At 58.0% G+C, this 15,443-nt stretch carries 14 protein-coding genes; 1 reads left to right on the plus strand and 13 read right to left on the minus strand.

Annotation, left to right across the window (positions count from 1 at the left end; all coding sequences use genetic code 11):
• Positions 1 to 18: 18 nt before the first annotated feature.
• From ACR3EM_RS11155 to ACR3EM_RS11200, 10 genes are all read right to left on the minus strand, one after another.
• Positions 19 to 1,053: an Ldh family oxidoreductase gene (locus ACR3EM_RS11155; protein WP_480470767.1), complete on the minus strand. Its 1,035-nt coding sequence runs from the start codon at positions 1,051 to 1,053 to the stop codon at positions 19 to 21.
• A gap of 60 nt (positions 1,054 to 1,113) precedes the next feature.
• Complete coding sequence (locus ACR3EM_RS11160; RefSeq protein ID WP_480470768.1) at positions 1,114 to 2,292, minus strand: UxaA family hydrolase; 1,179 nt, start codon at positions 2,290 to 2,292, stop codon at positions 1,114 to 1,116.
• 12 nt (positions 2,293 to 2,304) lie between these two features.
• Positions 2,305 to 2,610: a UxaA family hydrolase gene (locus ACR3EM_RS11165; RefSeq protein ID WP_170392543.1), complete on the minus strand. Its 306-nt coding sequence runs from the start codon at positions 2,608 to 2,610 to the stop codon at positions 2,305 to 2,307.
• Between the two features lie 18 nt (positions 2,611 to 2,628).
• Entirely contained in the window at positions 2,629 to 3,591 is a 963-nt protein-coding gene (locus ACR3EM_RS11170) for an alcohol dehydrogenase catalytic domain-containing protein (RefSeq protein WP_480470769.1), read from the minus strand.
• A complete protein-coding gene (locus ACR3EM_RS11175) occupies positions 3,588 to 4,325 on the minus strand; it encodes an SDR family NAD(P)-dependent oxidoreductase (protein ID WP_480470770.1) in 738 nt (245 codons plus the stop codon). Before ACR3EM_RS11175 ends, ACR3EM_RS11170 begins: the two co-directional genes overlap by 4 nt.
• Positions 4,326 to 4,333: 8 nt before the next feature.
• Positions 4,334 to 5,641 (minus strand): histidinol dehydrogenase, encoded by a 1,308-nt coding sequence (gene hisD, locus ACR3EM_RS11180; RefSeq protein WP_480470771.1) that lies wholly within the window; start codon positions 5,639 to 5,641, stop codon positions 4,334 to 4,336.
• Positions 5,642 to 5,677: 36 nt separating this feature from the next.
• A complete protein-coding gene (locus ACR3EM_RS11185) occupies positions 5,678 to 7,009 on the minus strand; it encodes a TRAP transporter large permease (RefSeq protein WP_480470772.1) in 1,332 nt (443 codons plus the stop codon).
• A gap of 15 nt (positions 7,010 to 7,024) precedes the next feature.
• Positions 7,025 to 7,540 carry a TRAP transporter small permease gene (locus ACR3EM_RS11190; RefSeq protein WP_170694801.1) on the minus strand — a complete coding sequence of 172 codons (516 nt, stop codon included), beginning with the start codon at positions 7,538 to 7,540 and terminating at the stop codon, positions 7,025 to 7,027.
• A 107-nt stretch (positions 7,541 to 7,647) separates the two neighbouring features.
• Positions 7,648 to 8,793 (minus strand): TRAP transporter substrate-binding protein, encoded by a 1,146-nt coding sequence (locus tag ACR3EM_RS11195; RefSeq protein ID WP_480470773.1) that lies wholly within the window; start codon positions 8,791 to 8,793, stop codon positions 7,648 to 7,650.
• Positions 8,794 to 8,824: 31 nt separating this feature from the next.
• Entirely contained in the window at positions 8,825 to 9,016 is a 192-nt protein-coding gene (locus tag ACR3EM_RS11200; protein ID WP_480470774.1) for a hypothetical protein, read from the minus strand.
• A gap of 155 nt (positions 9,017 to 9,171) precedes the next feature.
• Between ACR3EM_RS11200 and ACR3EM_RS11205 the strand changes: the two genes are divergently transcribed.
• The gene (locus tag ACR3EM_RS11205; protein ID WP_480470775.1) at positions 9,172 to 10,221 is read left to right on the plus strand and encodes a LacI family DNA-binding transcriptional regulator; all 1,050 of its coding nucleotides are present in this window, start codon (positions 9,172 to 9,174) and stop codon (positions 10,219 to 10,221) included.
• A gap of 1,114 nt (positions 10,222 to 11,335) precedes the next feature.
• Here the strand turns inward: ACR3EM_RS11205 and ACR3EM_RS11210 are convergent.
• From ACR3EM_RS11210 to ACR3EM_RS11220, 3 genes are read right to left on the minus strand one after another with little or no spacing between them, the layout of a single operon-like run.
• Complete coding sequence (locus ACR3EM_RS11210) at positions 11,336 to 13,117, minus strand: thiamine pyrophosphate-binding protein (protein WP_480470776.1); 1,782 nt, start codon at positions 13,115 to 13,117, stop codon at positions 11,336 to 11,338.
• Positions 13,117 to 14,526, minus strand: a complete 1,410-nt coding sequence (locus ACR3EM_RS11215) for an aldehyde dehydrogenase family protein (protein WP_480470777.1) — start codon at positions 14,524 to 14,526, stop codon at positions 13,117 to 13,119. Before ACR3EM_RS11215 ends, ACR3EM_RS11210 begins: the two co-directional genes overlap by 1 nt.
• Positions 14,507 to 15,421 carry a sugar phosphate isomerase/epimerase family protein gene (locus tag ACR3EM_RS11220; protein WP_480470778.1) on the minus strand — a complete coding sequence of 305 codons (915 nt, stop codon included), beginning with the start codon at positions 15,419 to 15,421 and terminating at the stop codon, positions 14,507 to 14,509. The genes ACR3EM_RS11215 and ACR3EM_RS11220 overlap by 20 nt, the downstream gene beginning before the upstream one ends.
• Positions 15,422 to 15,443: the final 22 nt, after the last annotated feature.

The following is a 15,443-nucleotide window of genomic DNA, read 5'->3' on the forward strand; positions in this document are numbered from 1 at the left end:
TTGTGACCGTCGAAAAGCTCAATTTCGGACCTCTAACGGTGGCGTGTTGCCCGAGCCGGCGAATTGACAGACCTGCCCATAGAGATGTGAGGGAATGCTCAAACCATCTTTCCTTGCCGAAGCGATGGCTTGGCGACGGCGCTCTCCCGGAAGACGCGCGCCTTCCAACGAGGCTATTTGATCAAGCAAAGCTGCTACACGCATCCCGAAATCAGAGCGGATACCCGGGTTGATGGCGATGAGAGTTTGACCGACATCCGGCGCATCGCCTTCCGCTTGAAAGAACGAGCCTGCATTTTGACTAAAGGCGCTGCCCGTCAACGCCGCTGCAAGTATCTCGACCATAAGCGCCAGCGCCGTACCTTTGGCATCACCGATAGGCAACATCGTACCGCCCAAAGCGGCCTCAGGATCGGTCGTCGAATGCCCTGAAGAATCCAGCGCCCAGCCTTCCGGTATCGGTTTTCCCGCTTTCCTTGCAGCCATGACCTTTCCGCGTGCGACAACGGACAGCGACAGGTCGATAACCAGCGGCGGGCCATCGGCAACGGGTGTCGCGAAGGCAATCGGGTTGGTGCCGAAGATGGCCTCTTTGGCTCCCCAAGGCGCGATAGCCTTGGGAGTATTGGCAAACATCAGGCCGATCAGACCGGCATCTGCAATCCGCTCGACCTGTACCGACAAGGCTCCGCAGTGATGCGAGTTGCCGATGGTCATGACTACAATGCCCATCTCACGCGCTATGGGAACACCTGCCTTCAGCGCAGCCTCCAATGCAGGATAAGCAAACCCATGGTCGGCTTTCACGTGCAGCGCAGCAGGTGCGTACTGTTTCACAACCGGTGCAGCATCCGCTTTGATTTTTCCGCTGTTTACCTGCGCCACATAGTCTGCCACGCGACTGAAACCATGCCCAACCTGCCCCTCGCTTTCCGCAGCCACAAGAGCCCGCGAAACGCTGGAGGCGACAGCGCTGGATACGCCGGCTCTTTCGAAGACGGTAGTCAACAGAGCGACCGCCTCCGCGAGCGTCAGGTGGATCGTGTCAGCCATTTAAGCCCCGGTTCAAACGAGAGGCGGCCATTGCAAATGCATCTGGCCGCCTCGGGGTTTTTACGCACTGCGGTACAGCTTGGTCATCGAGAATTCCCGATGCCCCAGTGCTTCTGCCGCTGTGTTGCGACCATTCGCAGTCCGGCGGATCATATCGATCAGCGCGTCTCCGGCCTCATCAATGGTTTGCTCACGGCGCAGGATGCCCGAGACATCGACATCCACGTGCTCACCCATGGTGCGCACCGTGCGTGGGTTCGCAGTGATCTTGATGACCGGTACGATGGGATTGCCCACCACGTTGCCTTGCCCGGTTGGGAAAGTGTGGATCACCGCACCGCCTGCGGCCATCAGTGTCACGCATTCCGCCGCCGCTGAAGAGCTGTCCATGAAGTAGAGCCCTTTACCCGAGTTTGGCTGCTCGGCGGGTTCCAAGATGTCGATATACTGCGAGGTCCGGCCGATCTTTTCGAGGTTACCAAGCGCCTTTTCCTCGATGGTGGTCAGTCCACCTTCGATGTTGCCTTTGGTCGGCTGGCTGTCGCTCAGGTCATCGGTCTGATGTGCAAAGATCACGTCGTCCTGATAGGCTTTCCACATCTTGTACCAGCGCTCGCCCACCTCTTCGTTGATGGCGCGCTTTTGGCAGATGTGCTCCGCCCCGGTGATCTCGGAAGTTTCGCCGAAGAACCCGGTGATCCCTTCGGGCAGCAGCTTGTCATACATGTTGCCGACGGTCGGACAGGAACCAAGACCTGTTGTGGTGTCGCTCTCACCGCATTTGGTCGAGATCCACAGCTCGTTGATCGAACATTCCTCGCGCTGAACCTCGGTGGCCTTGTGGACAAAGTCCTTGGCCGCCCATGAAGCGCGCCGGATGGTTTCGAAGTCACCATTCTGTTCGATCGAAAACTCAGCCACTTCTTTGCCCGTCTCGCGGATGCCATCAGCGATGCGCTTGGTCCAGCCCGGCTCAATGCCGATCACCACCACCGAATGCACATTTGGGTTGGCCCCGGTGCCGATCATGGTGCGGAAATGCAGCTCGAGGTCTTCGCCAAACTGAAGTCGGCCATAAGCATGCGGGATTGCCAGCGTGCCTTTGACGTTGTTGGCCACCGCCTCGCAAGCGGCGTTGGAAATGTCATCGACGGGCAGGATCAGCACGTGGTTGCGCACGCCGACGCGGCCATTTTCGCGCCGGTAGCCCATGACAGTCATGTTCGAATATTTGCTCATGATATTAGCCCCTTACCAGCGCTTGGTCTTGCAGTTTTGCGTGTGGACATGCCCACCTCGGGGGATGTCAGCGATGATCTTGCCGATATCCTCACCATACTTGATCGCCGTATCTCCGTTCTTGAGGTCCGTGAGCGCGATCTTGTGGCCAATCGGTACATCCGCACCTGCAGTCAGGCGAAAGGTCGAATTGTCGTGGGTGATACAACACAGCATGTCAGTGCCTGCGGTCAGGCCTTCGACGACCACAACACCAACATTGTCTTCCTCTTCATGCACCAGAAGGTGCGGTATTTCATTTGGGGCTGGATTTGACATCAACGTCTCCGGTTTTCGCTATGGTTTAAGGATGGTTTTCGGCGCAAGCGTCTTGCCTGCGCGAATGTCTGCAAAGGCGGCGGCGCCGTCGGACAGGTCGCGGGTTTCAACCCAATCAAGCGCCCCGAGGCGGCCATCGAACATGGCGCTGCAAGTGTCGCGGAAATCCTGTGCGGTATAGGTATAGGTGCCGATCAGCGTGATTTCCTGCAGCGTGATGCGCCGGATATCCAGGCCACCTTCGGAACTGCCGAGGCCAATGTGTAGGATCACACCGCCAGGGCTGACGAGCGCCGACGCGACCGCGCGGGTCGCTGCAAACCCCACCGCGTCAATCACCAGTGGGATGTCCTGATCCGGGGTGTCTACCACGTCGATCCCGCAAACATTGCGCAGATAGTCAGCGCGCACCGCATTGGGTTCGGATAAGGTGACGCGTTCGATGCCCATCGCGGTGAGCGCCAGCGCCGCCGCGAGCCCGATGGCTCCGCCACCAATCACATGGGCGCGCCGTTCATCTGCCGGGTGCAGGGCCGCAAGCCCAAGCCGCACCGCATGCCAGCTGACTGCAATCGGTTCGGCCAGTGCTGCCTGCTCGAGCGTGATATGCGCGGGCACCTCGATCAGATTGCGATCCGGTATGGCGACGTATTCCGCAAAAGCGCCCTCACGCGGCGGCATCGAGATGATCTGTCGCGCGGGGCAAAGGTTCTCGCGTCCGGACCGGCTGGCCGCGCTGTCGGGGTCGTTGACCAGCGGATTGATGGTTACGCGGCGACCATCAGCAGTCACTCCAGCCCCTTCATGGCCGAGGATCAGCGGTGCCGGGCGGCGGTCATCATGGCCCAGATAGGCGTGCATGTCAGACCCGCAAATGCCGACGCTATCGATGCGGACGAGAACCTCATCGGTGCCGGGCTCCGGGTCCGCGAAATTGCGGTATTCCAGCGTTTCGACATCGGTGTAGACCAGAGCTTTCATTTCGCTGTGAACCCTCCATCGACCATCAGAACCTGTCCGGTCACGTAGGCGCATGCATCAGAGCAAAAGAATAGCAACGGGCCGTCGAGGTCTTCAGGCTCACCGTTGCGCCCGATACAGGTTTGCGCTGCGTTTCGGGCGGCGCGTTCAGGATCATCAAAAACCGCAGCGGTCAGTTCGGTCCGAAAGAACCCCGGGCCAATGGCGTTTACGCATATCCCGCTTGAAGACCAGGCCTCGGCCATCGCCCGTGTCAGTTGCGCTATACCACCCTTCGACGCGCCATAGCTAAGCCCTCCGGGAAAGGCTCTGCTGGATTGAAGCGAAGCGAAATTGACGATCCGCCCCCAACCCTTGGTCTTCATTTCAGGCACAAGGTGCTGCGACAAAAAGAAAGGAACGGCAAGGTTCAACCCGATCGTGATGTCCCACCCTTTGGGTGAGACATCATCCGCAGTCTCACGCGTGTTGATCCCAGCGGCATGTACCAGAATATCCGGGGGCCCGAAGGGTTGTGACGCGGCATCGGCCAACTCGGCCAACCGATCACGATCAGAAAGATCCCATGGCAGCGCATGAACCTGATCCAGTTCGGCCAACGCTTCTGCACGCCGAGCCACGCCCACGACCTTTGCACCAGCGCGCGCCAGCACGTCTGCAGCTCTGCGCCCAAGGCCGGAACTGGCCCCGGTCACAAGCGCGGTATGTCCAGTGAGATCAGGATGATAGGTCACGGGAGGCGTCAGTCTTCGGCTGTCAGGTCAAAGTTCTCATCGGGGAAGAACTTGGCCAATCGAATATCCGCAGTCCGCGCATGCCCCTCCATACCTTCAAGGCGTGAGATACGGGCGGTCGCCTGCGCGATCGGTTTCATCGCATCAACGGTCGATCGCTGCCACGTTACGATCTTCATGTATTTGTGCACGCTGAGACCGCCTGTGTAAGTGGCCGCTCGGCTTGTTGGCAGCACGTGATTGGTGCCCGAGGCCTTGTCGCCAAAGGCAACCGTGGTCTCTTCGCCCAAAAAGAGCGACCCGTAGCAGGTCAGTCGATCCAGCCACCAATCAAGATCATCTGCCATCACCGTCAGATGTTCCGGTGCGTATTGATCCGATGTCGCGGCCATTTCTTCACGATCCGCGCACAGGATGACTTCGGCATAATCACGCCATGCAGCGGTTGCGTTTTCCCGGTTCACCTCGGGCAGGTCCTCAATCAGGACGGGCACCAGACGCATGACCTCTTCGGCGAGGTCGCGATTGTCTGTGACCAGCCAGACCGGCGAGTTATACCCGTGTTCGGCCTGCCCAACGAGGTCGGTTGCGACAACCATCGGATCAGCGGTGGCATCCGAAAGGACAAGACTGTCGGTCGGACCCGCGATCATGTCGATGCCGACACGCCCGAATAGGATACGCTTTGCCTCGGCCACGAACTGGTTGCCGGGACCCACGAGGATATTGGCCTTGGGAAGCCCGAACAACCCGAAGGTCATCGCCGCAACCCCCTGCACGCCACCCATGGCCATGATCTTGTCAGCACCACAGATATGCGCGGCGTAGACGATCGCAGGCGTGATGCCGACATCCGGACGCGGCGGTGAGCACGCAACGATGTGCTTACATCCCGCCACCTTTGCCGTGGTCACCGTCATGATCGCACTAGCGATATGGCTATAGCGACCGCCCGGCACATAACAGCCAGCGGCATCGACCGGGATCATCTTCTGGCCCGCGGTCAGCCCCGGCACGACTTCAACTGCGATGTCGGTCATGGACGCCTTTTGCGCCTCGGCAAAGCGTTTGACGTTGCTGTGGCTGAATTCAATGTCGCGTTTCAGCTTTTCCGGGACAGCATCGATGGCGGCCTGAATTTCGGCATCGCTGAGAATGACATTGCCGTCGTAGTTGTCGAATTTGGCGGCGTATTCCAACGCCTTGGCATCGCCACCTGCTTCAATGTCACTCAGGATTCCCTGAACGATTTCACTGACATCCGACGCTCCGCTGCGCGCGGTCAGCGTGGCTTTCTTCAGGTATTCACGGGTCATGTATCGAGTCCTTTTCCTACCGCGTCTTTCGGCGGCTTATCGATAGACATCAGGCAAAAGTGAGGTGGAGAACGCCGGGATGTAGGCGATCATCAACGTCACGATCAGCATGAAGAAAACAAAGGGGATAGCGCGGTAAGCGATCTTGAGGATCGATTCCCCCGTGATCCCCGACACCACAAACAGGTTCAGCCCCAATGGCGGAGTAATGAACCCAACCCCCAGAGCCGTGATCATCATGATGCAGAACTGGATCTGATTCATCTCGATCTCTTGCGCCAGCGGGTAGAGGATCGGAGCCAGGATCACGATGTTGGGCGTTGTTTCCATAACGCAGCCCGCGATGATCAGGATGAGAACCATCATGGCGATCAGCACATACTCGTTGGAGCTGACGGAGGTCAGAGCCCCGACAAATCCCTGCGGTACGCCAATGATCGCAAGCGCTTCGGCTAGAGGGATCGAGAAGGCGATGATCGGAAGGATCACGCCGTTGACCTTGGCCGAGCTGACCAGCATGGCCGGGAAATCGGACAGTTTCAGCGTGCCCAGGATGAACCCGATGACAATGGTCACAACAACCGCCACGGCGCCAGCTTCGGTCGGGGTCAGTTTTCCCGAAAAGATGCCATAGAAGATGATCCCGGGGACGAGGAAGGCGTACCAACCGGACTTGACCGTCCTCCACAGATTCGCGCGCCATTCGGCTGCGGTCATCATGCCGCCACCTTCCCAGAGATTGAACCGGTTCATCACGACGTTGGTGAGCAGGATGGCCGTCAGGATCAAAAGGCCCGGGATCAGTGCTGCAAGGAATAAGGTCGAGACGGCTATGCCCAGCACAAGGCCGATGATGATATAGGCGATGGAGGGTGGGATAAGAATCCCAGTACATGCCCCCGCCGCGACCAAGGCGCAGGCATAGGGACGGGGGTAACCACTCTCCACCAACCGGTCGATAGTCATGCGCCCAACGGCTGCCGCACCCGCTGCATCCGATCCGGAAATCGCCGCGAACATGCCGCAGACCAGAACGGTGGCCGAACCGAACCCGCCCTTGGCCCAGCAGGTCAGCGCCTCGGCCACGTCCAGAAACTTGCGACTGAGCCCCGTTCGGACCAGAACATCCCCGGTCAGGATAAACAGCGGCACGGCTGTCAGCGCAAAAGCATCAATGCCCGAGAACAGCTTCTCACCCACAAGGCTGAGCGGTAGCGCACCGGACATGAGCAGCATGGTGATCGATGCTGCGCCAATCGCAGCCCAGACCGGTACAGCAAGCGCGACAAGGACGACAAAGAGAATAACGGAGGCGTAGAAATCCCACCCAAGTTCAAGTGTTTGACCACCGAGTTGTTGCCACATCATGGATCAGGCCCTCCCTTAATCGAACAGCTTGTCGCCTTCGTAGACGGGACGGCCCGCTCGAAGGTCGGCAATATCGCGGAGGAAGGATTGCACCAGCCGGAAGATGACCAGCGCGAAACCAAACGGCACCGCCATGAGGAAAAAGACCTGGCTGATCCGCAGACCATGCGTGACAGACCCGAATTTCCAGGACACGTGGACGGTCTCCCACGACCAGTAGATCGCGACGAGCGCCACGATGAACATGACAATGTCGCCGAAGATGTAGAGCAGCGTTTTGACCGTGCGCGGGACGTAATGCATCAGAACGTCAATGCGGATGTGACCGCGTTCCTTCACCGCTGCAGCGGCACCGATCCATGCGAGATAGATAAACGCATACCGGACGATTTCTTCGCCCCAGATGGACGAGTAGGCAAAGACCTCGCGCCGGACCACTTCTATGAACATCGTGCCGACAAGCATGACGTAGAAGACAAGAAGCAGCCAACGTTCGGCATTTTTATCAATCGCTCGAAAGAGCTGAGACATGGCATCCTCACTACCGTCGCGCGGGGGCGACGTTTTCTAGTGGGTTTTTCGGTGAGCAAACATTAGGTGAGCCGACGCCAGAAGCGCCGGCCCGGGGAGAGACGCGATCAGGCGTCGTGCACGTAGTATTTCGCACGCGTGTTTGCGGCTTCTTCCAGCTTGGCGAACGCATCCATCGATCCGGCCAGCTCGGTCTTGAAGCTGTCCCATTCACTGCGCTGATAGCCGCCGGCCTCTTTCCATTCGCCCAATTGATCTTCGCTGAGCGAGTGGAACTCCACGCCGTTCGCGATCAATTGAGACATGGCATAGGCACGGGCCGAAGGCACTTTCGACAGGTTCTGTTGCTGGGTGACTTCGCCCGCAAACTCAATGCCTTCCTTGACGTCCATCGGCAGGCTGTCGAACCATTCGAGGTTGATCGAATAGACCTGACTATCCGGCACAGCCTGAGTGAAGGTCACATGGCTGAGGATCTCACCAAAACCAAAGACGTGCAGTGCGCCCACCGAGGGGTCAAGTGCATCTGCAACACCTTGCCGGATGGCCGATGGAGTTTCACCCCAGGCCACAGGCGTCGGGTTTGCGCCGACCATGCCGTAATACTGCTGCAGCATTTTCGATCCGGGCACGCGGAATTTGACACCGGACATATCTCCCGGCGTGATGATCGCGTTGCCACCCTTGCGAACCGCGACGACGCGCGGGTCGATCACGATATACATCAGAGCTTTGAAACCAGATGCCGCAATCTTGGGGTCAACTTCCGCCTTCCACGCTTCGGATGAGGTCAGGTTCGTGAACCGCTGGTTCGAACCGCAGAAATACGGAAGGTTGATCAGATCAACCACGCTCGCGAAGGGTGCGAAGTTCGACAGCGAGTGCTGCGCGGCCTGGATTGTGCCTCCCTGCACCGCCTGCGCCAGTGCGCCACCGGCGCCGAGCTGACCACCGGGGGCCAGTTTCACATAGACCTTGCCATTGGTCATGTTCTGGATGTTTTCTTTCAGGTCCAGCTGCATGATCGGATAGCTACGAGACGCGCCCAGCACATAGGCGGTCGCCAGCGTCATCTTGAATTCTGCCGCGTTTTCCCGATCTCGTTCCTCAGCGGCTGTCTGAGCTGCGGCCTCGCTGGACCACAGTGTACCGGCTGCGCCTGCAACCATAGCCGCCGTGAATGAGCCAGTGCCTGCAAGTTTTAGAAAATTCCGACGCTCGGCCGAGGCCAGCTCCTGTTTGGTCTTGTCCATGTGTTCTCCTCCCGTTTGGACTTTTTCGGATTTATTCCTTTGGTTTTTCCTCCGAAATTTCTTTTGCTTCGCTGCGGAGAATGCCGACGGAAAAGGCGATGGCCGCCGCAAACAAAATCAGCATCTCCCAGACATTATTGACCAGAGGCGCCTTCGTGACCGCTCCGATCACCACGTTCGCAACAAACGCGAGCAGCAATATCCCTGCTATCAAATATGGCATGCGTCCTCCCCAACCCATGCAGTTTTTCGCACTGAGTCGCCTCGAATGTAAGCGCTTACATTTTTCTATGCAAGCGCTTACATCAAACATGTGCTAAGCTTGGCGTTAACTTCGTCCTTTTGCTCGAACTCGACTTACGCTAACTGCCGCCCTGAATGACCAGAAAAGCCATGCCTCAATCCGGGAACGAAAACACAGTTCCGACTCTTGCCGATGTTGCACGACTTGCGGATGTGTCCACCGCAACGGTGTCGCGTTGTCTGAACACCCCCGAACGGGTTGGCAAAAACACCCGCGAACGAGTTCTGGCGGCGGTTCGCGAGCTTGGATACGCGCCGAATTTCGGAGCGCAGGCCCTTGCGGCACGGCAGACGAATACAATCGCCGCTGTGATACCGACAATGGAAAACGCCGTGTTTGCACGCGGGCTGCAGGCGTTTCAGGAAGAACTGGTGCGGCACGGAAAAACTCTGCTGGTCGCGTCGTCTGCTTATGATGCGGAGCTCGAAGAAAAACAGGTGCGTGCGTTGGTTGCGCGGGGCGCTGACGGGCTTTTGCTGATCGGATATGATCGCGAGCCCGAGATTTATTCCTTTCTGGAAAAGCGACGCGTTCCAACCCTGATCGCGTGGTCTTTCAATCCAGATGAGACACGCCCGGCCATCGGCTTTGACAACCGCAAGGCCATGTCTGCCCTTGCACGGCAGGTCATCGCACAGGGTCACCAACATATTGCCTGCATCTCGGCACCGATCGGCTCGAACGATCGTGCCCGAGGACGCGTGGACGGAATCCGAGACGCCAAGCTTGAAGCTGGACAGGACCCAGACGCATTGTTCCTTGTTGAAACGCCTTATGGAATCGAAACGGGCGAAATCGCGTTTCGCGAGGTCATGACAGCTGTTCCACACACAACTGCCGTGATGTGCGTCAATGATGTTCTTGCCGTAGGAGCGCTGCGCGCGGCCCGGGAAATGGGTCTGGAGGTGCCAAAAGATATCTCGATCACCGGCTTTGACGACATCGAAATCGCGATGCTTGCCGAGCCTGCCCTCACGACCGTCCACGTTCCGCATCGAGAAATGGGCCGTCGCGCCGCTGGAATGCTCATTCAGGTCCTGCGGGACGGGTTGAGCAGTCAAAGCGTCGAACTGCCAACAGAAATCCGGCTACGCCAATCACTGGGCCCCGTCCGTCAGGTCTGAGGCCGAGCACCACCAAAGCCCTATCCGGATCAGCTTTGTCAAAGACTGGGCGGGCGCGTGGTGCATTCCGCGTGACTGGGCAATCAAACCAGCCTTCAAGCCCATCGCTTTGGCTGCGTCGCAGCTCAATTGTCTTCGGTTTGATCTTATGCCCTTTGCCAGCATGCATCATGTTCACAACAAACGCAAAAGTGGCATCTGTCAGCGCGTAAGGTTAAGGTCCAGAATGGCAATGGGCTGCGATTGTTGGTGACACCATCATCTCGGGACCACTTCGGTTCGCAGATTCATCGGTACGCTTTGCGCTGGAATCCGATCCAGAAAAGGTCATCACAACCCAAATAAAGTTGCTTGGCCAGCTGGCCGACAACCAGACTGTCTTCTCGGCGACCCATCTGAGTTACCCTGGGACCGGACGTGTCACACGCGGCGGCGATGCACTCGCCTCTTTTTCGCTGGTACGACGTGAGCATTAGGGATGAAAGTACAGCGCCGTGCTTTAGCCTGCTGTCAATTCGACATACATTTCAAGCCCGCACCAGATGCCTACCGTTTACGTCCAGTAACCTGCTTCACCACTTCTGTTTCGTGAACCAGTGAGATTTGAACGAGTCAAACGCCCCGAGCCGTCAGGGGGAAAGCGCTGCCTTCTCCCTCGGGCAAATCTATTAAGCAAAACCGCGTCCTCGGCCGCACCAATATTGTCGAATGGCATTGCCTCTCCCCCAACCACCTCCGCCACGTGGCAGATCAGCAGGCACAGGCACCCCGGGTGCCTGACCTGCAAATCAACCCCGATCTTCCAAAAGGAAGTAAGGATCAATGAAATCAGTTTGGACGATGGAAATGAGGCGAAAATAGAAAAGCTCTGTCGCTGGTGGCAGAGCTATATGTCGCCTTACAACGGTCGTCGAGCGATACATAGCCTTGTCAATCACCAACAACTAAGAATTTGATTTCAAATAGCTACATAAGAACACGACGCGCAAGTTTTACCATTTGCGACTCAAAGGCTCCATCAAACTGGATCCATCGCGTAGCGGCAATTGCCCTTCTGTTTCACAGATGTAGGCAAAAGCCGTTTGCGCATACGGATCACACTCTCTCCATCGCCTTATGTTGCAACGTGCGAAACATCGCGGTCTGGCGAATAGATGTCGAGAATGTTCCAATGCCCAGTCGTTGGTGTCGGGTTGTTGATCATTGGCACATCGAGCACGGTTGGCTTGCCGCTTGCGATTGCCGCCTCCAATGCGGGTAACAGCTCGTCGGCAGCGCTGAGTCTGTGCCCTTCCGCGCCGTAGGCACGCGCGATCTCAGCATAGCCCGGTCCGTTTGCCGGCGCTGCGGCTGATCCGGGGAATGTAGTCCCGTAGGTCAGACCGTAGTGTGCCTTTTGCAGACCTGCGATAGTGCCGAAGGCGTTGTTGTTCATGACCAGCCAGATAATGCCCAGATCAAGTTCGACCGCCGTTGCCAACATCGACGGGTTTTGACCGAAGCCACCATCGCCGACCAAGCTGAGTACAACGCGATCAGGTGCTGCCAGCTTCGCGCCTATCGCGCCCGGAGGGCCAAAGCCCATCGTCGCGAACCCGCCCGGAGTCAGGATCGAACCCGGCGTCAGGATATCGAATTGCTGTCCGACGCCGTTCTTGTTCCACCCTACGTCCGTGGTGATGATGGCGTCCTCGGGCAGAGCCTTCCGGGTATCTGCCAGAATACGCTCGGGCATCATTGGAAAGGCTGATGAAGTCGCCATTTCCACGTTGCGCGCTTTGAAGTCTGTCCGGAAGTCAGAAATCTTCTGCTCCAGCGTGGGGCGTTTAAAGCCCTCTGGATACATCTCGCGGGCAACCCGATTGAGAACGCGCAAGGCAACTTTGGCGTCCGCGACGACGCCGATCTCGGTGGGATAGTTCCGACCGATCTCCTGCGGTTCAATGTCGATATGAATGACCTTGGACCCGGGGATGTTGAACGTATAGCCAGGATACCAGCTGGAACAATCGGCCTCTTTGAACCGCGTTCCCACGGCAAAGATATAGTCCGCATTCAGACAGGACTGATTGACCAGTTCTGTACCCCAAAAGCCAGTCATTCCCAGCACAAGCGGATGGTCGTCCCGCAACGCGCCCTTGCCCATCAGAGAATGAGCAACGGGCAGCCCCATATGTTCAACGAACGCGCGCAACTCCTCGCTGGCTTGAGCTAGAAGGATACCACCGCCGACATAGGCGACCGGGTTTTCGGCCTGCGCCAGGGCCTCAATGATTTCACGCGCTGTTTCATCGTCAATCGACGGTTTCTTGAGCGCGCGCGTGTTGTCGCGGATACGGTCGAAGCTGTCCGCGGGGATCACTTCAGAGAAGATATCCATGGGGACATTGACCAGAACCGGCCCGGGCTGTCCGCTTTCAGCGAGATGAAACGCCTTTTCCAGAATTTCGGCCATCAGGTCTGCGCGATCCACCCGCCAGGCGCGTTTTACGAAGGGGCGATAGATCTCCCACTGGGCGGCGTCTGCATGAAGGTTCACTTCCTGATGCGGGTGTTTGCCATAATAATGCGTAGGTATGTCCCCAGCGATCACGACCATGGGGATACAGTCCAACGCAGCATTAGCGACCCCGGTGGCGCAATTGGTCAGTCCCGGGGAGAGATGGGACAGCACCACCGAGGCCTTGCCCGTCACGCGGGCATAAGCGTCCGCCGCGTGGCTGGCGATCTGTTCATGCCGCACAGTAACGAAATCAATCGGGCTTTCGGCCAGTGCAGCGAGAACCGCGATGTTCGTGTGGCCACAAAGGCCGAACACATGTTTCACCTCACGGCGTTCGAGAAAGTCGACGATATGTTCAGCAACGGTTTTGCCTTCCAGTTTCGCTCCGTCCATCACGCGACCTCCTGTCCGTAGAATTCACCGAACAGGTCCGGCTCCGAGGGGCGATCCTCGGGTATCGGACGGCTGACCCAGGTGTAGTTCATCATGTGTTTCATGGTGACGTTTTCGTTGGTGATGTTGCCGCCCCAGATGCCACAGCCCAGGCTGCTGGTCATGGGCATGCCATTGGTCCACGCGCCAGCATTGGCCTTCGATTGCGGCTGTCGTACCATCATACGGCTAACCGGAGCCAGACGCGCCAACCGATCGATGTGATCGTCGTTGTGGCTATAAATCCCGCAAGAATGGCCCTTACCGCCGGTGTTGTAGATCTGGCTGACCATTTCCAGCGCGTCATCGAACGTCTCGAAGTGATAAAGCGCCATCAGCGTGGTCAGTTTCTCCTTGGAGAACTTGTACTGCGGCCCGATTTGCCCCTGATTTTCAACCATCAGAAACTTGCGATCTTCTGGGATGCTAAAACCGGCGACCTTGGCTGTTTGCTGCGGCGGACAGGCGATGGTCGGGAAGGTGCGGTTGCCTTTGTCGTCCCACATGGCCGCTTCGAGCATGGCCTTCTCTTCATCCGAACACAGGTAGCCGCCTTCGGCTTGAAGCGCCTTGACCATATCGTCGTAAACCGAGCGCTGGATGATGATGTTGCCGTCGGCCGAGCAACCCGACCCAAAATCAGAGGTCTTTGAAATTCGTGTGTTCTGAGCGGCGATGTCCAAGTCGGCTGTCTCGTCGATGACGATGGAGGAATTGCCCGCGCCGACGCCATAGGCCGGTCGCCCTGAACTATAGGCCGCTTTGACCATCGGCTTGCCGCCCGTCGCCAAAGTCAGGTCGCAGATCTCCATTAGATGTTGCGTCAACGGGATCGACGGTTTGCGAATGGATTGAAACAGATCCTCGGGGGCTCCGGCAGCACGACAAGCTGCACGCATGACCTCGACCATTTCGTAAGTCGTGTGAGCGGTGCGAGGGTGCGGGCTGAAGATGACCGCATTTCGGGCGTTGGCGGCGGAGACACCGGTCACCGGTGGCGTCATCGCCGGATTGGTCATGGGGATCAGGGACGCGATCACACCAGCAGGTTTGGCATATTTCACCAGCCCCTTGTCCTCATCAACCTCGACGATCCCTGTCGAGGGCGTGCGCAGGACATCACGCAACACCATGTGAATCTTGAATCGCTTCGCGGGACGCCCTTCCCGATCCCCGATACCGCTTTCGTCCACGCCTTGCTGGGCCAGACGTGTGAATGTTTTCTCGTTCCCCGCATACCACGCAATGGCCTGGGACAGACGGTCCAGCCTGTCCTGATCCCAATCCTCGATTTCGGCCATGGCAGCGCGGGCGCGCGCCAGCATATCACCCGCCATGTTGCGGTCGTTCTCAGTGAGCTCTTTGCCCATGGTGATCCTCTTGGTGTTTTAGAAATGCAGCATCAGGCGTGCGGCGCTGTGACCGCGCCTCACCGAATGTTCGCTTGGCGTGGCTGAGACAGCGACGCGCGTGTTCTTCATATCCCAACTCGGCAACGCGGCTTTGGTTGGGCAATTCAATGGAGTAGTCGACGGGCGGCATCCGTTCGATGATGCCGGTGAAATCAATCCAGCCTTCACCGGGGTAGAGCCGCGCATCGCGGGCCAACTGGATCATGCCCTCGCGCGTATCAGCGATGCCGGGCAGGCAATCAGAGATATGCAGGAAGTGAAACAACTCCGAGGGGACGTGCAAAAGCTCTCCCAGATCGACGCGGCTGAGGTGCAGATAAAGCGTATCGACCAGAATACCGCCATTCGGCTGATCAGAGGCGCGGACAATATCCAGCGCCTCATCCAAAGTGCGCAGGCGGGAAAAGCTTGGGAATTCCAGATCGACCGTCAACCCATAGGGCGCTGCCAGCTCGCAGGTCTCGGAATAGACGTCGATCAGAAAGTCACGATCATCGCGGGTGTTGGTCCACGCGCTCATGATCATACGTTTGGCACCCAGTTCTCCGCCGATCTCCAGAGAACGCTCAAAACTGCGCGGGTCGACATCTTCGGTGATGCGCGCAATCTCAACATCAAGGACTTTAAGGCCAGTTGTAGAAAGAGCCGTCTTGATCGCCTGCACCTGCGCCTTGTCGATCGGGGACTGCGTGAATTCGCCGGGCACATGCATCGGAATGAACCGGGGGCTAACGGCATCGTAACCGGCCCGCGCGGCGATATAGACCAGCTCGGGCGGCGTACAGCCAATCAGCGTCAGATGCGCCAAGGAATAGAGAGAGGGGCTTGCGCCAGCCTCTTCAGGTTTCACCATGAACGACAGCTCCACGTGTCTG

Source organism: Ruegeria sp. AH3 (assembly GCF_056536265.1).